15 protein-coding genes are annotated in these 19,303 nt (G+C 33.4%); 12 read left to right on the top strand and 3 right to left on the bottom strand.

Going from position 1 to position 19,303, the window contains the following annotated elements; genetic code table 11:
• Positions 1-148 precede the first annotated feature (148 nt).
• The 3 genes from AB8U03_RS00520 to AB8U03_RS00510 all read left to right on the top strand — a co-directional run bounded on the left by AB8U03_RS00520 (position 149) and on the right by AB8U03_RS00510 (position 2,217).
• On the top strand, positions 149-916 hold the full coding sequence (locus tag AB8U03_RS00520; RefSeq protein ID WP_369702591.1) for a flagellar basal-body rod protein FlgG: 768 nt from the start codon (positions 149-151) through the stop codon (positions 914-916).
• 34 nt (positions 917-950) lie between these two features.
• Positions 951-1,736, top strand: a complete 786-nt coding sequence (locus AB8U03_RS00515; protein WP_369702590.1) for a flagellar basal-body rod protein FlgG — start codon at positions 951-953, stop codon at positions 1,734-1,736.
• An 82-nt stretch (positions 1,737-1,818) separates the two neighbouring features.
• Positions 1,819-2,217, top strand: coding sequence for a hypothetical protein (locus tag AB8U03_RS00510; protein WP_369702589.1), 399 nt, complete (start codon positions 1,819-1,821; stop codon positions 2,215-2,217).
• Positions 2,218-2,287: 70 nt separating this feature from the next.
• On the opposite strand, the gene AB8U03_RS00505 is transcribed toward AB8U03_RS00510, so the two are convergent.
• Positions 2,288-3,922, bottom strand: a complete 1,635-nt coding sequence (locus tag AB8U03_RS00505) for a putative manganese-dependent inorganic diphosphatase (RefSeq protein ID WP_369702588.1) — start codon at positions 3,920-3,922, stop codon at positions 2,288-2,290.
• Positions 3,923-4,200: 278 nt separating this feature from the next.
• Here AB8U03_RS00505 and AB8U03_RS00500 point away from each other — a divergent pair, with 278 nt between their 5' ends.
• From AB8U03_RS00500 to AB8U03_RS00485, 4 genes are all read left to right on the top strand, one after another.
• On the top strand, positions 4,201-6,753 hold the full coding sequence (locus AB8U03_RS00500) for a calcium-translocating P-type ATPase, PMCA-type (protein ID WP_369702587.1): 2,553 nt from the start codon (positions 4,201-4,203) through the stop codon (positions 6,751-6,753).
• A gap of 337 nt (positions 6,754-7,090) precedes the next feature.
• Entirely contained in the window at positions 7,091-8,554 is a 1,464-nt protein-coding gene (locus tag AB8U03_RS00495; protein WP_369702586.1) for an aminoacyl-histidine dipeptidase, read from the top strand.
• 163 nt (positions 8,555-8,717) lie between these two features.
• On the top strand, positions 8,718-10,637 hold the full coding sequence (locus AB8U03_RS00490; protein ID WP_369702585.1) for an OPT family oligopeptide transporter: 1,920 nt from the start codon (positions 8,718-8,720) through the stop codon (positions 10,635-10,637).
• A complete protein-coding gene (locus AB8U03_RS00485; RefSeq protein ID WP_369702584.1) occupies positions 10,627-10,977 on the top strand; it encodes a PqqD family peptide modification chaperone in 351 nt (116 codons plus the stop codon). The genes AB8U03_RS00490 and AB8U03_RS00485 overlap by 11 nt, the downstream gene beginning before the upstream one ends.
• A gap of 78 nt (positions 10,978-11,055) precedes the next feature.
• On the opposite strand, the gene AB8U03_RS00480 is transcribed toward AB8U03_RS00485, so the two are convergent.
• Positions 11,056-11,463, bottom strand: coding sequence for a hypothetical protein (locus tag AB8U03_RS00480; protein ID WP_369702583.1), 408 nt, complete (start codon positions 11,461-11,463; stop codon positions 11,056-11,058).
• 232 nt (positions 11,464-11,695) lie between these two features.
• On the opposite strand from AB8U03_RS00480, the gene AB8U03_RS00475 reads away from it, so the two are divergent.
• Positions 11,696-14,026, top strand: coding sequence for an AAA family ATPase (locus AB8U03_RS00475; RefSeq protein WP_369702582.1), 2,331 nt, complete (start codon positions 11,696-11,698; stop codon positions 14,024-14,026).
• Between the two features lie 73 nt (positions 14,027-14,099).
• Here AB8U03_RS00475 and ychF read toward each other — a convergent pair whose 3' ends face one another.
• Complete coding sequence (gene ychF / locus AB8U03_RS00470) at positions 14,100-15,197, bottom strand: redox-regulated ATPase YchF (protein ID WP_369702581.1); 1,098 nt, start codon at positions 15,195-15,197, stop codon at positions 14,100-14,102.
• A 299-nt stretch (positions 15,198-15,496) separates the two neighbouring features.
• On the opposite strand from ychF, the gene mraZ reads away from it, so the two are divergent.
• Genes mraZ through AB8U03_RS00450 form a run of 4 tightly spaced genes read left to right on the top strand, consistent with a single transcriptional unit; the run spans position 15,497 to position 19,233 of the window.
• Positions 15,497-15,925 carry a division/cell wall cluster transcriptional repressor MraZ gene (gene mraZ, locus AB8U03_RS00465; protein WP_369702580.1) on the top strand — a complete coding sequence of 143 codons (429 nt, stop codon included), beginning with the start codon at positions 15,497-15,499 and terminating at the stop codon, positions 15,923-15,925.
• A 20-nt stretch (positions 15,926-15,945) separates the two neighbouring features.
• On the top strand, positions 15,946-16,875 hold the full coding sequence (rsmH, locus tag AB8U03_RS00460; protein WP_369702579.1) for a 16S rRNA (cytosine(1402)-N(4))-methyltransferase RsmH: 930 nt from the start codon (positions 15,946-15,948) through the stop codon (positions 16,873-16,875).
• Between the two features lie 18 nt (positions 16,876-16,893).
• Positions 16,894-17,382, top strand: coding sequence for a septum formation initiator family protein (locus AB8U03_RS00455; RefSeq protein WP_369702578.1), 489 nt, complete (start codon positions 16,894-16,896; stop codon positions 17,380-17,382).
• A 51-nt stretch (positions 17,383-17,433) separates the two neighbouring features.
• The gene (locus AB8U03_RS00450; RefSeq protein ID WP_369702997.1) at positions 17,434-19,233 is read left to right on the top strand and encodes a stage V sporulation protein D; all 1,800 of its coding nucleotides are present in this window, start codon (positions 17,434-17,436) and stop codon (positions 19,231-19,233) included.
• The last annotated feature ends 70 nt before the right edge of the window (positions 19,234-19,303 follow it).

The following is a 19,303-nucleotide window of genomic DNA, read 5'->3' as shown; positions in this document are numbered from 1 at the left end:
GTATAGGCATTTTGTTAGCTACCTTTATTATGAGTGGAGTTAAAATTCAGTATCAAATGAGTAAAAGTCAAATTGAGGATAAGGCTAGATCCATGGGAATGCAATATCCTGATGAGATGAAGGTAATCAATAACGGAGGTGAAAATAAATGATTAGAAGTTTTTACACAGCAGTATCAGGGATGATAACCCAAGAGGCAAGGCAGGATGTAATAACCAATAATTTGGCCAATGTAAATACAGTGGGATTTAAAGAAGACAGCCTGGCTGTAAAGCCATTTAATGATGTACTTTTGCAGAATTATGATAAAATGGTTGCAGGTAAAAATGTAAGAAATGTAATAGGAGCTATAAGTTTAGGAAGTGGAATAGATTCAGTTAATACTGGATTTACTCAGGGGACTATAGAATCTACTGGTACACCTACGGATTTTGCCATAGATGGAAGAGGCTTTTTTGCTGTCCAGAGACCTGATGGGAATGAGTTTTATACTAGAGATGGGCATTTTCATGTAAATGTAAATGGAATGCTGGTAGATGATTCAGGGAACAACGTTATAGGCAGAGATACTCAAACTGGAAATCTAGGTCCTATAAATGTAGGTGGTGGGAGTATAACCTCGGATAATTACGGAAATATAAGTATAGATGGAGTTCAGAGGTATAAAATTTACACGGTGGATTTTAATAATTATGATACCTTAACTAAAGTTGGAGATAATTTATATACAGGTGCAAATCCCGTGGAGTCCAATGCGGTAGTAAGGCAAAATTCACTGGAAAAATCCAATGTAAATGTAGTAAATGCAATGTCCGATTTACTTACGACTATGAGGAGTTTTGAAACGGATCAAAAGGCAGTACAATCAATTGATGAAACTCTAGACAAACTTGTAAATGAAGTGGGAAAAGTATAAAATCTAAAGAACAATTGAGAAGGGTGGTTTTGTAATGCTTAGAGCTATATGGAATAGTAGAAGTGCCATGAACGCAGAACAGGAAAAGCTGGATAGCATATCCAACAATATGGCTAATGTAAATACAGCTGGATATAAAAAGGAAGATGTAAATTTTCAGGATCTGGTATATGAAACTTTAAACAGGACAGGATATCCCACTAATCCAGATGGAACAAATACAATTAATGGAACAGGGGTAAAAACTACAGAATGGATTAGAGATACCTCCCAGGGAAGCATTAGGGAAACCGGATTGAAAACAGATATGGCAATAGATGGAGAAGGTTTTTTTAGGGTTGCTCTTCCAAATGGTACATCGGCTTATGAGAGAGCAGGTAATTTTAGTGTGGATGCAGGGGGAAATTTAGTTGATGCAGATGGAAATAAGCTGGAAGTAAATTTAACTCCTGAGGGCACCGCTCTTTTTAATTCAGGTACAGTGTTTAAGGACAATAACTTTACCGTAGATGGAAAAGGGCAGATATATATGAATATAAATGGCAGTAGTATATTATATGGTAAAATAAACGTGTACAATACTGTGGGACAAGACACTATGAGATCCATTGGGGATAATTTGTATGTGCCTGAAAATAATGTTCAAATGAATTTGAATGGAAATGCCAATATAATTCAGGGTTATCTGGAGCAGTCAAATGTAGACTTGGGGCAGGAAATGACAGATATGATACTTGCTCAAAGGTCTTTTGAACTTGCATCCAAGGGACTTACAACTTCAGATGAAATGTGGGGACTTATAAATAGCATGAAAAGATAGTTGTGTTTAAACTTTTATGTAAACATATGGGATGTATCTACATATAATGTATAGATGTAATATTTTCAGGAGGAGTTATAGTATGTACAGATGTCCGATTATGGATTCCAATGAATATATTGGAGAAGATGACATGTATGATTGGGATGTTGATTATCCTATGCAGGATATGTATCCACCTAATATGTATAGAATGTGCCCAATGGTATTAAATAATTCAAACCCATGCATGAATTGTATGTATCAAATGGATTATATGCAATCATCCCCCCCAACATATCCACCACCTTATAGTAAACCAGAGGAAATGACGGGGTATTACAAGCCTTATGATGATGTGGATGACTTAGACCTGGAAGAAGAGGAATCCGTAAATGCAGAGCCAGAAGATGAAAATATAGATAAAAAGGAAAGGTTTGTAGATAATAGTGAATGTGGAGCTAAGATAAGAACTGTGAATATGTCAGAAATTGAAGATTAAGGATAAAAGACCTGAAGGTATTTTCCCCCAGGTCTTTTATCCTTTTATAGCAAATTTTTAAAATGCAATTCTATGAAGACAAGGCAGCAGTAAGTGGTGGAATGACTTGTTTTTTCCTTGAAAGAATACCTGGAATATAAGCACTTCCATCATTTAGGTTTATTCCGAAGGCCTTAGAAACTATATCCTGATGTTCTCCCACAACAATTAATTCAGAGCCGCTCTTTAGTATGTTGGTTACCATAAATATTATGAGATCAAAATTCTCATCTTTACATTTGGACTCCATAGAAGCTACAACATCACTTCTTATAGTTTTGAACCCTTCCGCATCCGTGGTAGAAACTTGACCAACCCCTATTTTTGTATTGGAGATGTTAAAAATCTTAAAATCCTGATTTAATATTTCATCTGGAGTTTCTCCTTCAAGAGAAGAAGCCGCTTTAAACATCTGTTTAGAAAAAACTTCAGGATCTATACCTGCTATGGCTGATAATCTTTTTAGCATTAGCTTATCCAGATCTGTAGAAGTAGGTGATCTAAATAACAGAGTATCCGAAATTATAGCAGCACATAAAAGACCTGCAATTTTTTGAGAAGGTCTTATTCCATTTTCAAAAAATCTTGAAGCTACTATGGTAGCAGTACAACCTACTGGTTCATTTCTGAAATATATAGGTGAACCGGTTTGTACGTCTCCTATTTTATGATGATCCAATATCTCAAGTATTTCTGCATCCTCAAGACCGCGAACGGATTGAGATCTTTCATTGTGATCTACAAGTATCACTTTTTTCTTGTTTTGAGATATTAAATGATATCTTGAAATATTTCCTATAACCTTATTTTCAGAGTCAACTACAGGATAGCTCCTATACCTGGTTTTAAGCATGACATCCCTTACATCATCTATAAAGTCATAAATTTTAAAAGACAATATGTCATCCTTTTTCATAACATAGCCTACGGGAATGCTCTGAGGTATCAATCTGGAGGCTGTAAATGTATCAAATGGTGTGATTATAATTGAACAATTTACTTCCTTGGCCTTTTTTATTATATTTTCATCTACTTCATGATTACCTGTTATTATCATAAGTGAAGCTCTGGAATTCAATATTACATTTTGTGCATCCAACCTATCTCCGCAAAGTACTATATCTTCCTTTTCCAGTATTTCTCCAATGCTTTCAGGCTGCATTGCAGCAACTATGACTTTACCATTGAATTTAGGGTTTTCTTCAGCAGCATATATGCATTTGGCGGAAAGAGTATCAAGTATGTTTTCAAGAGTAGTACCGCTTTTCTCTATTACATTGGCATCCCATATGTCCATATAACAGGAAGTTATATTGGATTGAGATGCAATACCTATTAATTTATCATCATCATCTACAACAGGAAGAGTTTTTACACTGTTTTTACTTATCATTGCCCAAGCTGTTTTAAGAGATGTTTCCGGGGATATAGGGTTTACACTGTCGATATTTAAATCAGAAATTTGTGCCTTAACATTTTCCACTAGTTTTTGGGGCTTAACCTCAAAATAATCCAGTACAAATTTAGTTTCCCTATTTAAATTTCCTAATCTTATGGGAATTGCATTAACTCCCATTTTGTTTTTGAATTCTGCATAAGCTATTGAAGAGCATATGGAATCTGTATCTGGATTTTTATGCCCTGTAATGTATACAACATCATTCATAAATTTTTCCTCCTAAGTATATGTATAAAACAATATGTGTATATAAAATCATTGTCATGGATTAATATAAATATTATAGCAAAATTTAGACCAATTATCCACTAGCTATTAATTATATCCACATATTTAACTGTATAAACATTAGATTGCCATAAGAAATTGTGAACTGTGCATTGTGAATTGTAAGCTGTGCATTTGCTCAAAACTGTCATAATGGAATGTAAAATAGGCATATATTTAATTAACATAGAGAGAATAAATACTTTGGAGGGATAAAATTGATTAATGAAAGAGAGCTGGAAAGTGGTCTGACGCAAGTTGAAGCAGAGAGAAGGTTAAAAAAATATGGACCTAATACCATTGAAAAGAAAAAGGGAATATCTCCTGTAAAAATATTTTTTTCTCAGTTCAATGATTTTATAACCTGGATTCTTATAGTAGCCACTGTCATATCTGGATTTATGGGAGAAAAGGCAGATGCAATAACCATACTTATTATTATAATTATGAATGCCATATTGGGTTTTGCACAGGAGTTTAAAACCGAAAGATCTTTAGAAACCTTAAAAGAATTGGCTTCCCCTACTTCAAGGGTGCTTAGAAACGGCAAAATTAAAATTATAAATGCCCAGGAGCTGGTAGTAGGTGATGTGGTATTTCTGGAGTCTGGAGACAAGGTACCTGCAGATTGTATCCTATTATCTAAAGGTAATTTTATGGTGGATGAATCCCTTTTAACGGGGGAATCTGAAGGTGTGGGAAAAAGTAATTTTGGAAAAAATAATTCTGTATACATGGGGACTATAGTTATTAAAGGAAAGGGAAAAGCCAAAGTAGTGCAAACGGGTATGAAGACCGAAATGGGGAAAATAGCAGGTATGCTTCAGAACATTGAAAAAGACAGATCTCCCCTTAAGGAAAAATTGGCGTCTCTGGGAAAAGTACTGGTGGTTATATGCATTGCCATATGTATTATAGTAACTTTAACTGGTGTTTGGAGGGGACAGGATAAATATGAAATGTTTTTAGTTGGAGTGAGTTTGGCAGTAGCAGCTATTCCTGAGGGACTTGCAGCTATAGTTACTGTTGCACTGGCTCTTGGGGTGTCCAGGATGTTAAAGAGAAATGCCCTTGTTAGAAAATTACCTGCAGTGGAGACTTTAGGATGTACTTCTGTAATTTGCAGTGATAAGACAGGCACTCTTACTGAAAACAAGATGACTGTAAAGGCACTGTATTTTAACGGAAAAATGCATAAAGCTGATAGAGAGGTTTTTCCTGAAAATATGACTATGAAAAAAGCTTTTACATATTGCAATGATTTTAATTTTGACATAAAAAAAGTTCACATTTCAGAAGCGCTTATGGGTGATCCTACGGAAACGGCTCTAATAAAAGCATTTTTCAAAGATGGAAAGACTCTGAAAAAATTCATGGACAAAGCTGAGAGAATTTATGACATACCTTTTGACTCTGACAGAAAAATGATGTCTGTCATAATGAAAGAAGGTTCTAAAAAGGTATGTTATGTAAAAGGAGCACCAGAAAGGGTAATAAATAGATGTAAATATATATTGGATAGAGGAGAGGTTAAGCTTTTTACTTCCAGTGAAAAAAATAAGGCTTTAAGGGCAGTGGAGAATATGACTTCTGATGCCTTGAGGTGCATAGCCGGTGCTTACAAGGACAGTGGGGTGGCTGCCGGAAAGTCGCTGGAAAATAATTTGATCTTTATAGGGATAGCTGGAATTATAGATCCGCCTAGAAAAGAAGCAAAAGATGCTGTGCTAAAGTGTAAGTTGGCGGGTATAAGGCCTGTCATGATAACGGGGGATCATAAAAATACAGCTTTTGCCATTGGAAAAGAATTGGGCATATGTAAAACACAATCTCAGGTAATAACAGGAGAGGAATTAGACAAGCTAAGTGATAGACAACTTTCTAGTAAAATACAGCAGGTTTCTATATTTGCAAGGGTTAATCCAGGACATAAGCTTAGAATAGTTAAAGCTTTTAAGGCTAAGGATAATATTGTGGCTATGACAGGAGATGGGGTAAATGATGCTCCTGCAGTAAAGGAAGCGGATATTGGAATCTGTATGGGAATATCAGGTACGGATGTAACTAAAGAGGCATCATCCATGATACTTCTAGATGATAATTTTACAACCATAGTAGCTGCAGTAGAAGAAGGAAGAGTTATTTATGACAATATAAGAAAATTTATAAGATATTTGTTATCCTGTAATTTGGGAGAGGTTTTAACCATGCTCTTGACCTCCATATTCGCCCTGGAGACACCTCTTTTACCTATACAAATACTCATGGTAAATTTAGCGACGGATGGACTTCCGGCTATAGCCCTTGGAGTGGATCCTCCAGAAGGGGATATAATGAAAGGAAGGCCCAGGGCTAAAAATGAAAGTATATTTGCAAGAGGACTTAGTGAAAAGATCATTGTAAGGGGAGCTCTTATTGGAGTATGTACAGTGCTTGCCTTTGTAATAGGACTATATCTGGGATTTGGACTGGAAACAGCAAGAACCATGGCACTTTGTACTCTTATAATATCTCAGCTCATACATGTATTTGAATGCAGATCTGAAAAACATTCTATATTCCAGATAAATGTATTCACCAATATATATCTCTTAGCCGCAGTTGCTACATCTATAGCCATGCTTTTGTGTACAATCTATATACCGTTTTTGCAGATGGTGTTTCATACTTCACCACTTATTATCTCACAGTGGTTCATAGTTTTATTTTTCTCCGGCATAATTGCATTTATGAATAGCTTGTATCTATATTTTAAGTCAAATATTGCTTAAATCTGAAATGTACTGGAATCAATGGATAGAACTGAAGAATAAGAAATTAGAATTGCTGAAAGCAATTCTAATTTCCTAAATATTTTTCATAGTTTTTATTAGATGTTGAAAAACCATTGATATTTATTAAATTGTAATAAAAACTCATTGTAAATTGTTATATTGTTATGTGTCTAATATAAAGTAGAGTATGAAGCTAAATAAAGATACAAAGATATTGAAAAATCAAATAATTACATGTATTGATTTTTTACTGTTTTTATGTTGAAATATAGTTAAGTAATACTATAAAAATATTTACTTAAAATGAACATTTTAAGTTAGGAGGAGATTATAAATGGGAGATAGAACATTGGAAAACCTTGAACCTGTTGAAGTATTCAAGTATTTTGAAGAAATTAGCAATATTCCGAGAGGCTCGGGGAATGAAAAGGAAATCAGTGATTATTTGGTTTCTTTTGCAAAAAAACATAATTTGGATGTTATACAAGATAGAGCATTAAATGTAATTATAAAAAAACCGGTTTCCAGGGGGTATGAAAACAGTCCGGGTATAATAATTCAGGGACACATGGATATGGTTTGCGAGAAAAAATCTGGAATAGAACACGATTTTATGAAAGATCCAATTAAATTGAGGGTAGTAGATGACATGTTATATGCAACAGGTACAACTCTTGGAGGAGACGATGGCATAGCAGTTGCTATGGGACTAGCAATTTTGGCATCGGAGAGTATAGCTCATCCACCAATTGAATTAGTGGTTACTACTTCTGAGGAGACGGGAATGGATGGGTCACTGGCGCTGGATCCCAAGAATGTGTCTGGTAAGACACTTATAAATATAGATTCAGAAGAAGAGGGAATGTTGCTTGTAAGTTGTGCCGGTGGATGTTCGTCAAGAACCAACATTCCAATAATTTGGGAAGATATGAATAGAAATTTTGATGCTTTTGTAATTGAAATTGAGGGACTAAAAGGTGGTCACTCGGGAGCAGAAATACATAAGGGCAGAGCTAATTCAAATAAGTTGTTAGCTCGTTTGCTTAAGGGTCTGAGTTCTAAAATAAATTTCAATATAAGTTCCATAAATGGAGGTTCAAAACAAAATGCCATTGCCCGTGAAGCACGGACTGTTATATGTGTGAATAATAAGGATAAATCCTTATTGAAGGAACAAGTTTTCAGTTTTGAAAAAATTTTTAAAGAGGAATTCAAGAAGGCAGATCCAGATTTAAAAGTTAATTTAAAAACTGCAGGGGAAAAGCCAAAGAAAGCCCTGAATAATGAGACTACAAAAAATGTGATAAATTTCCTGTACCTTGTTCCAAATGGAGTTCAAAGTATGAGTATGGATATAGAAGGTCTGGTAGAAAGCTCCTTGAATTTAGGAATAGTTCAAACTAAGGAGAATAGTGTTGAAATCATAAGTTCAATAAGAAGTTCTGTGGGAAGTATAAAGGAAAATATATTTGATACCATAACTGCTATAGCCAATCTCACCAATGGAAAAGTAGTTGCGGAATCAGCTTATCCAGAATGGAAATATAATTCCGATTCCAAAATAAGAGAAATTTTTATAGATGTTTATGAAAAGTTATTTGGGAAGAAGCCTTTGGTAACTGCAATTCATGCAGGACTTGAATGTGCGCTTTTTGAAGAGAAGTTTAATGGACAACTGGATATGATATCTTTTGGACCAACTATGTTTGGAGTTCATACTGCAGACGAACATCTGAGTATACCTTCCACCCAGAGAACATGGAAATATCTAGTAGAAATACTAAAAGCTCTTAAGTAATAAGAGAAAAGCACCTGCTAATGGATATTTGTTTTACTATGAAAATACCCAATATAAGTATTATGAAAATTGGAAAGTGAATTTATACAATAATTATGCTATAATTATTAAGTATAACTGTAAAAATATTAAGTAAGACTATAAAAGGAGGTACATATTATTCATGAATAAAAAATTATCTAAAGGTGCCTATGGAGGCATATCTGGTAAAGATTATGTCCCGTACATTTCCAGTGGTTCTAAATCCGGTGGAAATGTTGCTGTGTTAATAATCGGTATTTTGCTGGCTGTGCTATTTGCAGCATCTACTGCTTATTCAGGTATGAAAGCAGGGCTTACAGTTGCCGCCGGCATACCTGGTTCTATATTAGGTTCCGTATTTATAACTATATTTGCTAAACAAAAAGGTATCCTTGGTAAAAACTTAGTTCAAGGTATGTCAAGTGGTGGAGAATCTATTGCTAGTGGTATGATATTTGTTTTACCAGCAATCCTTTTGATAGGTTCAAAAGTTTCTTTCTTAGAAGGTTTTGTTGTTGGTGTAGGTGGAGCACTATTTGGTATAGGAATAGCTTCCCTTGTTTACAATTATTTAATAGTTGAAGAACATGGTAAGTTAATGTATCCTGAGTCAATGGCTATATCTGAAACACTTGTTGCTTCAGAAGGTGCTAAAGAATCAATCAAGTACATGGGAATTGGATTTGGAATAGGCGGTGCTATAACTGTTTTAACTAGTTCATTTCTAAATGTGGCTAACAATGTTATAAGTTATGTAAACGAGTCCTTCTACAAATGGAAATTTGAAGTTGAAGTTAACCCTCTATTAATAGGTATAGGATTTATAGTTGGTATAGAAGTATCTTTGACTATGTTTGCTGGCTCTATATTATCTAATTTTGCCATTATGCCTTTAATAGGCTATTTTACCTCTCTAGGGCAAGGTGGTCCATCTGTATGGAATAATCCCCATGTTGCTGTAAATGCTATGCAGGTTAAAGATATAGCAGGTAGTTATGTAAAATATATCGGGGCAGGTATGATGCTTTCTGGCGGATTGATAAGTGCTGTAAAACTTATACCAACTATAGGGTCTTCTATAAAGGAAACTCTTAATGCCAAGTCTTCAAAGGGCAGTGGCAGTTCATCTGCTGAAAACCTGATATTACTTGGTGGTATATTAATAGGTTTTATAGGCGGTTTTCTTGTATCTGGTGGTAACATATTAATGGCAGTAGCTGCTTCTATTTTATCACTATTGTTGTCCTTGCTGTTTGTTATAGTTTCTGGTCGTTTAACTGGTACTATAGGAACTTCAAACCTTCCTGTATCTGGTATGACTATAGCTTCTATAGTTATTGTGACATTATTATTTGTGGGAATGGGATGGAAAAATATTGGAGATAACAGATCCCTACTGTTATTTGGTACATTTATAGTTACTGCCATAGCTGCAGCTGGTGGTTACAGTCAATCACAAAAAGTTACTTTTATAGTTGGCGGTGACAAGAATGAAATGCAAAAATATTTTGCCATAGCTAGTGTAGTTGGTGTTGCAGTAGTTACTGGTGTCATATTATTACTTTCAAGTCAGCTTGCAATGACTGGTGATAAGGTACCTTTTGCATTACCTCAGGCTAATTTGATGTCAACGTTGACTGCAGGTATAATGTCAAATAAATTACCATGGGTCATGATAATTGTTGGTGTTGTTATGGGAGCTGTTTTATTCTTGGTAAAACTTCCCGTAATGACAGTTGCAATAGGATTTTATCTACCTATATCTACTACTTCTATAATATTGATAGGTGCATTCATTCGTTTATTTGTAGAAAAAGTTTCTAAAACTGAGAAAGAAAAAGAAGCCAAAATTTCTAACGGTGTAAGTTTATCATCTGGACTTGTTGCCGGTGGATCTATAATAGGACTTATTGGTATAATACTTCAAGTATCAGGCATTGTAAAAGGAAATGGTCCAAGCGGATTTGCGGCTACTAATGGAATGGCATTTGTAATGTTGATAGTTCTTGTAATAGCCACCGCCATACCTATACTGAAAAGTAAAGTGAAAAATGATGAATAACAATGAAGAAGTTTTAAATATAATATTTAAAATCCAGGATAACTTGGAATATGAAGTTGATAAAGACCATATTGTGACTATACTTGAAAAACAAGATCACAATATCCAAAGGTTTTTGAGAAAGCTTAAATTTAGAATCCCGGGATATAAAAAAATTACTATGGATGAGTACGGAAGTTATGTGTTTCTACAAATAGATGGTAATAAAACTGTAAAAGATATTGGAAAAGATCTAGAAGTAAAGTATGGTGATAAAATTCATCCAATCTATGAAAGGTTATTGCTATTTTTAAATCATATTGATGTTAATTGTCACTATATAGAAAAAACAAATTTATAATAAAGAAGATGGCAGCATATTGCAGCTGCCATCTTTATTTGCATTACTTAAGTTTAAAATGCTTGAATTTAGAGTAAATTATTTAAATCGTTGAACTTTTCTCTGTACTTTAGGTACTTTACCTTCTATAGGTACGAGGTCTTTTTTAGTGGTCATATTCCTTATATTGATAAGCTCCACATATTCCCTGTTTTCCTTTCCTCTTTTACCTTTAAGGCCTTGAATTAAAACCAAGTTTCCCTGATTTACAGGTATAAATTCAGGCTTTTTAAACCACTTTTTTCGCAGGTAGGAACACCTCACTATATTTCTGCTTCTCTCAGGTCTTACTAAAAGGGTTACTGTCAATTTATTAAATATCCATAATATAGTTTTTTTCTTTATTTTAACAGATATTACAGTACCTTGTACCTGTGTCAATCTGTCACCATATTTTTTTAAATAAGATTTTGTGTAATATTGCGCAATTTTTTCTTTAAAACTCATGTATATACTAACTCCTTTATTACTTTATTTTGATATAAGTAAGTGTGAATTTTCTATAGAAATCGTATAAAAAATTTGATTATATTATACCATAGTATATTTGTTTTTAAAATATAAAGTAATTTTTATTATAGTTTGCATATAGGCAATATATATACTTATTTTTAAAATTCGTTCCTAAATATGACTTTAAAGAATACTATTATATTAAGCACTTAAAAGGAGGAGAAATATGAATAGAGAACTATCTAAAGAGGAAATCATATATAATTTTGAATTGGATGATGTGGATTTTAATTTTGATAATAGGGATGATCTATATGATGGACTTAATTTTGAATCCGAATATGGAGAAATATATGAGAAAATTAAAACTGCATTGAATATAAATAAAGAGGGATATAATGTATATATTATAGAAAACTTTTCAAAAGATAGACTTGAAAATATTATGAATTTTATAGGTAGAATTATAAGAAATAAAGGTGATCTAAAGGATATATGTTATATAGTAATTAAAGACGGTAGAATGCCAAAAACGTTGTTTTTGCCAGCAGGCAAGGGGAAAAAGTTAAAATATATGTTAAATAAAATACAAAATTCATATTTTAAATTCACTTATGAATTCTATAATGACTCCGCAAATAAACAAAAGGAGATTTTGGAGAAAGATCTTCAGGTAAAACGAAGTGATTTGATAAATGAAGTTGTTGAAATGTGTGAGAGTGAAGGGTTTAGTTTAAAAATTACTGAAAGTGGGTTTAGCTTTATTCCTTTGAAAGAAGGAGGAAAAGTGATGAATGAAGAAGAATACGATCTACTTAAATTGAAAGATAAGGAGGAAATACTAAATAAAGTAAGCTTGTTAAAAAGTAGTGCGGAAAAGGTATTGGAAAAATTAAAGAATATTGAACTGAGCCAGATTGAGAGAATTAAACTCCTTTTAGACGAATATTATGAAGAGGAAACAAAAGAAATTAAAGAAGAATATTTAAAAATGTTTAACGGAGATGGAGAAGCTCTAAAATTTTTAAATCAGGTATGCGGCAATATAGAAAGTGAAATAAAAAAAATATATTCCATAAGTTATGAAGATGACAAAGAGAATATAATGAAGATAATTTATAGATATTCAGTAAATGTATTGGTAGACAATAGTGAAAAAGATAAACCTCCTATAATATTCGAAGAGGATCCCAGCGTAAATAATTTACTTGGAAGTATAGAATATGAAAATAAGAATGGAAATTATATTACAGATGTAAGTCTTATTGCTCCAGGGTCGCTTTTAAAAGCCAATGGGGGGTGTTTAATACTTCGGGTAAGTGATCTTTTAAATAATAAGGGGGCTTATTATTATTTAAAAAAATCCATTATAAGTGGTAAAGTTGATTTGAATTATAACAGGGGATATTTAGAGTTATTATCTTTAAGTGGATTGAAACCGGAACCTATAAAATTCAGTGAGAAGATAATACTTATAGGAGATTATGGAACCTATGATTTGCTTTACAATTATGATGAAGATTTTAAGAAGATGTTTAAATTAAGGGGAGAGCATAAATCCCTTTTAAAAATAGATAAAAATACAAAGGCAATATTCCTGGAAAAAGTTTTTTCTATATACAAGAACAATAGGCTGCATCCAGTTAATGAAAAGGCAATAGTGGAACTGGCAAGGGTTTTATCTAAGAAGGCTGAAGATAGAAATAAATTATTTATGGACGACTATAAACTAGAAAAGATCCTGATGATCTCTGACAATAGAGTTTCTGAAGGAGGAAGGGAAATCATAGATAAAAGTGATATTTTAAATGCAGCTTATGAAGAAGAGATGGTGGAAAAACAAATAAAAGACATGTATAGAGAAGGTCAAATATTTATAGATGTAAGGGAAAAAGTAATAGGTCAGGTAAATGCCCTTTCTGTCATTAGTACAGGTTATTTTAGTCTGGGTAAACCCGTAAAAATAACTTGCTCCTGTTTAAAGGGAAGTGGAAATATTGTGGATATTCAAAAAGAAAGTGATTTAAGCGGCAAAATTCACAATAAATCTGTAAATATTTTAAGAGGCTGTATAAAAAGTCTAATAGGGGGTTATGAGAAAATACCCGTGGATTTTTATCTGAGTTTTGAGCAGACATACGGAAAAATAGATGGTGATAGTGCCTCTGTAGCAGAAACTATAAGTATCATATCTGCTCTTACTAAAATAGGAATTAAGCAAAATATAGCAGTAACCGGCTCTATAAATCAATTTGGAGAAGTACAACCTGTAGGCGGGATAAATGAAAAAATAGAAGGCTTTTTCAAGATATGTAAAATATTAGATAATACAAGGGAAAAAGGGGTACTGATACCACAGTCAAATACAAATGGATTGGTATTAAATGATGAAGTTGAGCAGGAAATAGTAAAAGAAAATTTTCATATATATTGTATGTGTAATTTGAAAGATGCAGTGGAGGTTCTTATGGGAACAGATTATGATACTGTAATTTGTGCAGCTAAAAAGGAATTGAAAAAATATTCATCTGATAGGAAGAGAAAGGCATCAAATTAACCAATAGTAAAATGCAGTAGATTCATTTGTATCAATCTACTGCAAAATTTTTAAAAATTTTCATATCAAGTTGTTATACGTTGAATCTGAAATTGACTACATCCCCGTCCTGCATGACATAATCCTTGCCCTCAAGTCTATAAAAGCCTTTTTCTTTTGCAGCTGCTTCTGAACCACATTCGACGAGCTTGTCATAGGATACAATTTCAGCTCTTATAAAGCCCTTTTGTATGTCTGTATGTATTTTACCAGCAGCTTCTGGCGCTTTTGTACCACGTTTTATAGTCCAAGCTCGTACTTCTTTAACACCTGCAGTTAAAAAACTCATAAGACCAAGCAATTTGTAACTGGCATTGATCAATTTATCAAGACCAGCTTCTGCTAAACCATATTCATTTAACATTTCTGATTTCTCATCGTCATCCAAAGCAGAAAGCTCTTCTTCTATTTTAGCAGAAATAACAATCACCTGGGAATTTTCACTTTTTGCATATTCTCTCACCTTTTTTACAAATTTGTTTTCTGAATTTCCCGAAGTCAAATCATCTTCGGAAATATTGGCTACATAAAGTACCGGTTTAGTTGTAAGCAAAAAAAATTCGCTTATAAGTTCATTTTCATCTTCGGTCAATTCCATAGTTCGCACAGGTTTACCCTTTTCCAAATGATCTTTTACTTTTAACATGAAGGTATATTGAGCTTTGGCTTGCTTATCTCCACTTTTAGCTAATTTTGATATTTTTTCTATTCTCCTGTCCATAACCTCTAAATCTGAAAATATAAGTTCCAGATTTACAGTCTCAATATCACGAATAGGATCTACACTGCCATCTACATGAACCACATTTTCATCTTCAAAACATCTGACTACATGAACGATGGCTTCTACTTCCCTTATATGGGATAAAAATTTATTTCCCAGGCCTTCTCCCTTACTGGCACCCTTTACCAAGCCTGCTATATCATAGAATTCAATAGTTGTATATACCTTTTTTTTTGAATTGTACATGCTTTCAAGTACATCTAATCTTTTATCTGGTACACTAACTACTCCTATATTTGGTTCTATGGTGCAAAATGGATAATTAGCAGATTCTGCTCCTGCCTTTGTTATTGCGTTAAATAGAGTACTTTTACCAACATTCGGCAGTCCAACAATTCCAAGTTTCATCTATGTACATTCCCTTCTTAAAATTATAATTAACTAAATATAAAATCCTTTATAAATTATACTCTACAGAAAAAATTATTTCAATGAAAGCAATAAATAACGGGCTGAATCGGTTAATAGTAATAAAATATTTTTATGGGGAAATATGGTAAAAAATCGCAAATATTCATAGTTTAATAGATTTAAAAAATATATTAAAAACATTAAAAAAAGAAGGAATTTTTATGTTAATATAGAATAAATAATTAGTGGTCTAAAGTGGTTTAAAGTGGAGCGAAATAACAATAAGAGGTGCGATAATGTTTTTAGGTGAATATGATCATGCTCTGGATAGCAAGAAGAGAATAATTATACCTTCTAAATTTAGGGAAGAATTAGGAGCAAAGTTTATATTGACCAAGGGGTTGGATGGATGTCTTTATGCTTTTCCGCTTTGCGAATGGCATGTTTTGGAGGAAAAATTAAAGGGCCTTCCATTTACTAATAAAAATGCCAGAGCTTTTGTAAGATTTTTTTTCTCTGGTGCAAATGAAATGGAACCTGATAAACAGGGAAGAATTGTTATGCCACAGTCACTTTTGGAATATGCAAGTATAAATAAGGAAATAGTAAGTATAGGGGTATCAAATAGAGTGGAGATATGGAGCAGAGAAGGCTGGCAAAAATACAATAATTCTAATATAGATTTTGACAATATAGCAGAACAGTTGAGTGAACTTGGAATATAGCAAAATGGAGGACATATTTTATGAAATTTAGACATGTACCTGTACTTTTACAGGAAACTATAGATAGCTTAAATATTATGGAAAATGGAACATATGTAGATTGCACACTAGGAGGAGGAGGACATTCAAGGGAAATATTAAAAAAATTATCTGGAAGTGGAAGACTTGTGGGAATTGATGAAGATATTTCAGCAATTAATGCAGCAAAGGAAAACTTAAAAGAATTTAAAAATGTGACGTATGTCTGCAGTAATTTTTATTATGTAGAGGAAATTTTAAAGGAACTTAAAATAGATAAGGTAGACGGTATACTTATGGATCTTGGAGTTTCTTCTTATCAACTTGATAATCCAGACAGGGGTTTTAGCTATATGAAAGATGCCCCCCTGGATATGAGAATGAATAGGGAGAGTTCTCTTTCTGCTTATGAAGTGGTAAACAAATATGAAAGAGAAGAGCTCTATAGGGTCCTAAAAGACTATGGTGAAGAAAAATTTGCCAATAGAATAGCAAATTCTATAGTAAGAGAGAGGGAAAAGGGGCCAGTAAGTACAACTTTACAATTAGTTGACATAATAAAAAAGTCAGTGCCTTTAAAGTTTCAAAGGGACGGCCATCCGGCAAAAAGAACTTTTCAGGGTATACGCATAGAAGTTAATAAAGAGCTTAAAATATTGGATAAGGCATTGGAAGATAGTGTGGAAAGATTGAATATGGGCGGAAGAATATCTGTTATAACCTTCCATTCATTAGAAGATAGGATAGTGAAATCCAAGTTTAGAAAGTTAGAAAATCCATGTACTTGTCCACCGAATTTTCCCATTTGCGTATGTAATAAGAAACCTGTTATAAAAATTATAAATAAAAAACCAATAATACCTGCACAAGAAGAAATGGAAAAGAATCCAAGAAGTAAAAGTTCTAAATTGAGAACAGCTGAAAAAATTTAGTTCTAAAGTTTAGGTGGGGTGAATAAAGTGATAGTGATGAATGAAGAAAATATGATAAATGGCAATACCGTCTTACAACCAGAGTACAAGCCTTATGAAAAAACTGATGGAAATATACATAAAAAGAAAAATATAAGTAGACAGAAAAAGGTAAAAAAGAAACTTAAAGTACTCTTAAATATCTGTGTGTTTTTCATAATTGGATTAACTCTCATATATAGATATTCCGTAATATATAATATGCAAACTGAATTGAATTCAGTGGAAAGTAATATAAGTGATATTAATAGACAAAATGAAAATTTAACAGTAGAATTGGTAAAGTATGATAATCTAGAATATATAGAAAAAAATGCAGAAAGCAAACTTAATATGGTAGTACCAGATAAGGGAAATGCGGTTTATACAAATTTAAATAAACCAATTATAAAAAATCAGGTGAATACAGATAAGATAAAAACACAAAAAGGGATATTAAATAAGTTGAAGCAATTAATATGGAGGTAAGTAATTTTGTACAAGAGGGAATATAGGGATAGAGTTATTATCAGAAAAAGAATGATAATTGCTTTTAGTTTCCTATTTTTAGCTTTCTTTTTATTGGTGTGTAGAATGGGTTATGTAATGATATATAAATCATCTGAACTTAAATCTATGGCTGTAGCTCAATGGACAAGTGACGTGAAGATTGATGCAAAGCGGGGGAAAATTTTAGACAGAAGTGGGAATGAATTAGCTGTAAGTGCCAATGTGTACAGAGTTGATCTGGATATGAATACTTTAAAACAAACCATGGAAGAGAAAAAAATATCTGAAGATAAATTGTCAGGGGAACTTGCTGGTATTCTTTCCATGGACAAAAATGATGTATCTAAAATATTAAATAAGACCTTGCCGGGAGGGCTTCCAATTGGTTCTGCAACTTTAAAGAGAAGAGTAGAAAAAGAAGCAGCGGATAAAGTGAGAAACCTGAACTTGAATGGTATACTGGTATCTTCGGATACTAAGAGGTATTATCCAAACAATAATTTTTTAGCCCAGGTAATGGGACATACCAATTCAGATGGAGTAGGATTGACTGGAGTTGAACTTTATTACAATAAGGAATTGGCAGGAACTCCAGGAAGCAGGATTGCAGAACTGGATAGAAAGAGCCAGGAATTACCTTATACTATTTCGGAATTTACAAAGCCTGTAGATGGAAAAGATATAGTTCTCACTATAGATGAGATGATTCAGCATTTTGCGGAGAAATCGGCTGAACAGGCTCTTAATGATTACAAGGCAAAGGCAGTTTCTATAGTAGTGATGAATCCTAAAAATGGAGAGATATTGGCTATGGCAAATAAGCCGGATTATAATCCAAATGATCCATGGATAAAGGGCGAATCCTATGACGAGCTGCAAAAAACATGGAGGAACAGGGCAGTTAGTGATACTTTTGAACCAGGCTCCATATTTAAGGTGGTAACAGCCCAAACTGCATTGGAAACCAATTCTGTAGGTCCAAATGACACTTTTTCATGTGATGGAAGTATAACTATAGGAAAAAGGGTCATACATTGTTGGAAGACTTCAGGACACGGGGTACAAAGCTTTGGGGACATATTGAAAAATTCTTGTAATGTGGGATTTGCGGAACTTGGGAAGAAAATAGGAAAAGAAAAGTTAAATGATTATATACACAAATTTGGTTTTGGACAAAAAACCGGCATAGATTTACCAGGTGAGGCAAGGGGAATAGTGAAAAAAACACAGGATATAAGTGATGTAGATCTTGCCACTATTTCATTTGGCCAGGCTAATACGGTGACTGCAGTTCAATATTTAAAAGCTTTTAATGCAGTGGCAAATGGAGGAAATCTAATTACTCCTCATGTTATGAAACAAATAGAACATTATGATGAAAACAGTGGTAAAGAAATTGTAGATAAGACATATGATGTTAAAGCTAATACTCAAAAAATATTGGATTCAAGTAAAGCAGCACAGCTTAGGGGATACCTGGAGACGGTGGTTTCTGAAGGAGGAGGAAAGAATGCCTTTATAGGTGGCTATCATATAGCAGGTAAAACTGGAACGGCACAAAAAGCTGGGGTCGGAGGATATCAGCCTGGAAAATATGTGGCTTCATTTGCAGGTATGGCACCGGCAAGTGATCCTAAGGTAACAGTGCTTGTTTCTGTAGATGAACCGGATCCATCCAATTACTATGCAGCACAGACAGCTGCACCAACTGCAAAACAGGTTTTTACGGATATATTTAATTATCTTGCAATAAAGGGAGATGCAGTACCTCAGGATTCTAATCAAACCAGCAGTCAGAGCAATGCCCAGAATGAAAACCAGAATGATTAAAATTTCCTTTACAGACAGCATCTTAAAAATTATAATTGAAATTAGTTGCGGCATGCAATATTATTATAAA

It is taken from the genome of Clostridium moutaii (genome assembly GCF_041205085.1).
GTDB lineage: Bacteria > Bacillota > Clostridia > Clostridiales > Clostridiaceae > Clostridium_B > Clostridium_B moutaii.
The sequence above is the reverse complement of the archived record's forward strand: the minus strand, read 5'-3'. Positions and strand labels throughout refer to the sequence as shown.

Excerpts from the sequence above, each read along its gene's own strand:
- AB8U03_RS00520 (WP_369702591.1), top strand. The coding sequence starts at position 149 with ATGATTAGAAGTTTTTACACAGCAGTATCAGGGATGATAACCCAAGAG.
- AB8U03_RS00515 (WP_369702590.1), top strand. The coding sequence starts at position 951 with ATGCTTAGAGCTATATGGAATAGTAGAAGTGCCATGAACGCAGAACAG.
- AB8U03_RS00510 (WP_369702589.1), top strand. The coding sequence starts at position 1,819 with ATGTACAGATGTCCGATTATGGATTCCAATGAATATATTGGAGAAGAT.
- AB8U03_RS00505 (WP_369702588.1), bottom strand. The coding sequence starts at position 3,922 with ATGAATGATGTTGTATACATTACAGGGCATAAAAATCCAGATACAGAT.
- AB8U03_RS00495 (WP_369702586.1), top strand. The coding sequence starts at position 7,091 with ATGGGAGATAGAACATTGGAAAACCTTGAACCTGTTGAAGTATTCAAG.
- AB8U03_RS00490 (WP_369702585.1), top strand. The coding sequence starts at position 8,718 with ATGAATAAAAAATTATCTAAAGGTGCCTATGGAGGCATATCTGGTAAA.
- AB8U03_RS00485 (WP_369702584.1), top strand. The coding sequence starts at position 10,627 with ATGATGAATAACAATGAAGAAGTTTTAAATATAATATTTAAAATCCAG.
- AB8U03_RS00480 (WP_369702583.1), bottom strand. The coding sequence starts at position 11,463 with ATGAGTTTTAAAGAAAAAATTGCGCAATATTACACAAAATCTTATTTA.
- AB8U03_RS00475 (WP_369702582.1), top strand. The coding sequence starts at position 11,696 with ATGAATAGAGAACTATCTAAAGAGGAAATCATATATAATTTTGAATTG.
- ychF (WP_369702581.1), bottom strand. The coding sequence starts at position 15,197 with ATGAAACTTGGAATTGTTGGACTGCCGAATGTTGGTAAAAGTACTCTA.
- mraZ (WP_369702580.1), top strand. The coding sequence starts at position 15,497 with ATGTTTTTAGGTGAATATGATCATGCTCTGGATAGCAAGAAGAGAATA.
- rsmH (WP_369702579.1), top strand. The coding sequence starts at position 15,946 with ATGAAATTTAGACATGTACCTGTACTTTTACAGGAAACTATAGATAGC.
- AB8U03_RS00450 (WP_369702997.1), top strand. The coding sequence starts at position 17,434 with ATGATAATTGCTTTTAGTTTCCTATTTTTAGCTTTCTTTTTATTGGTG.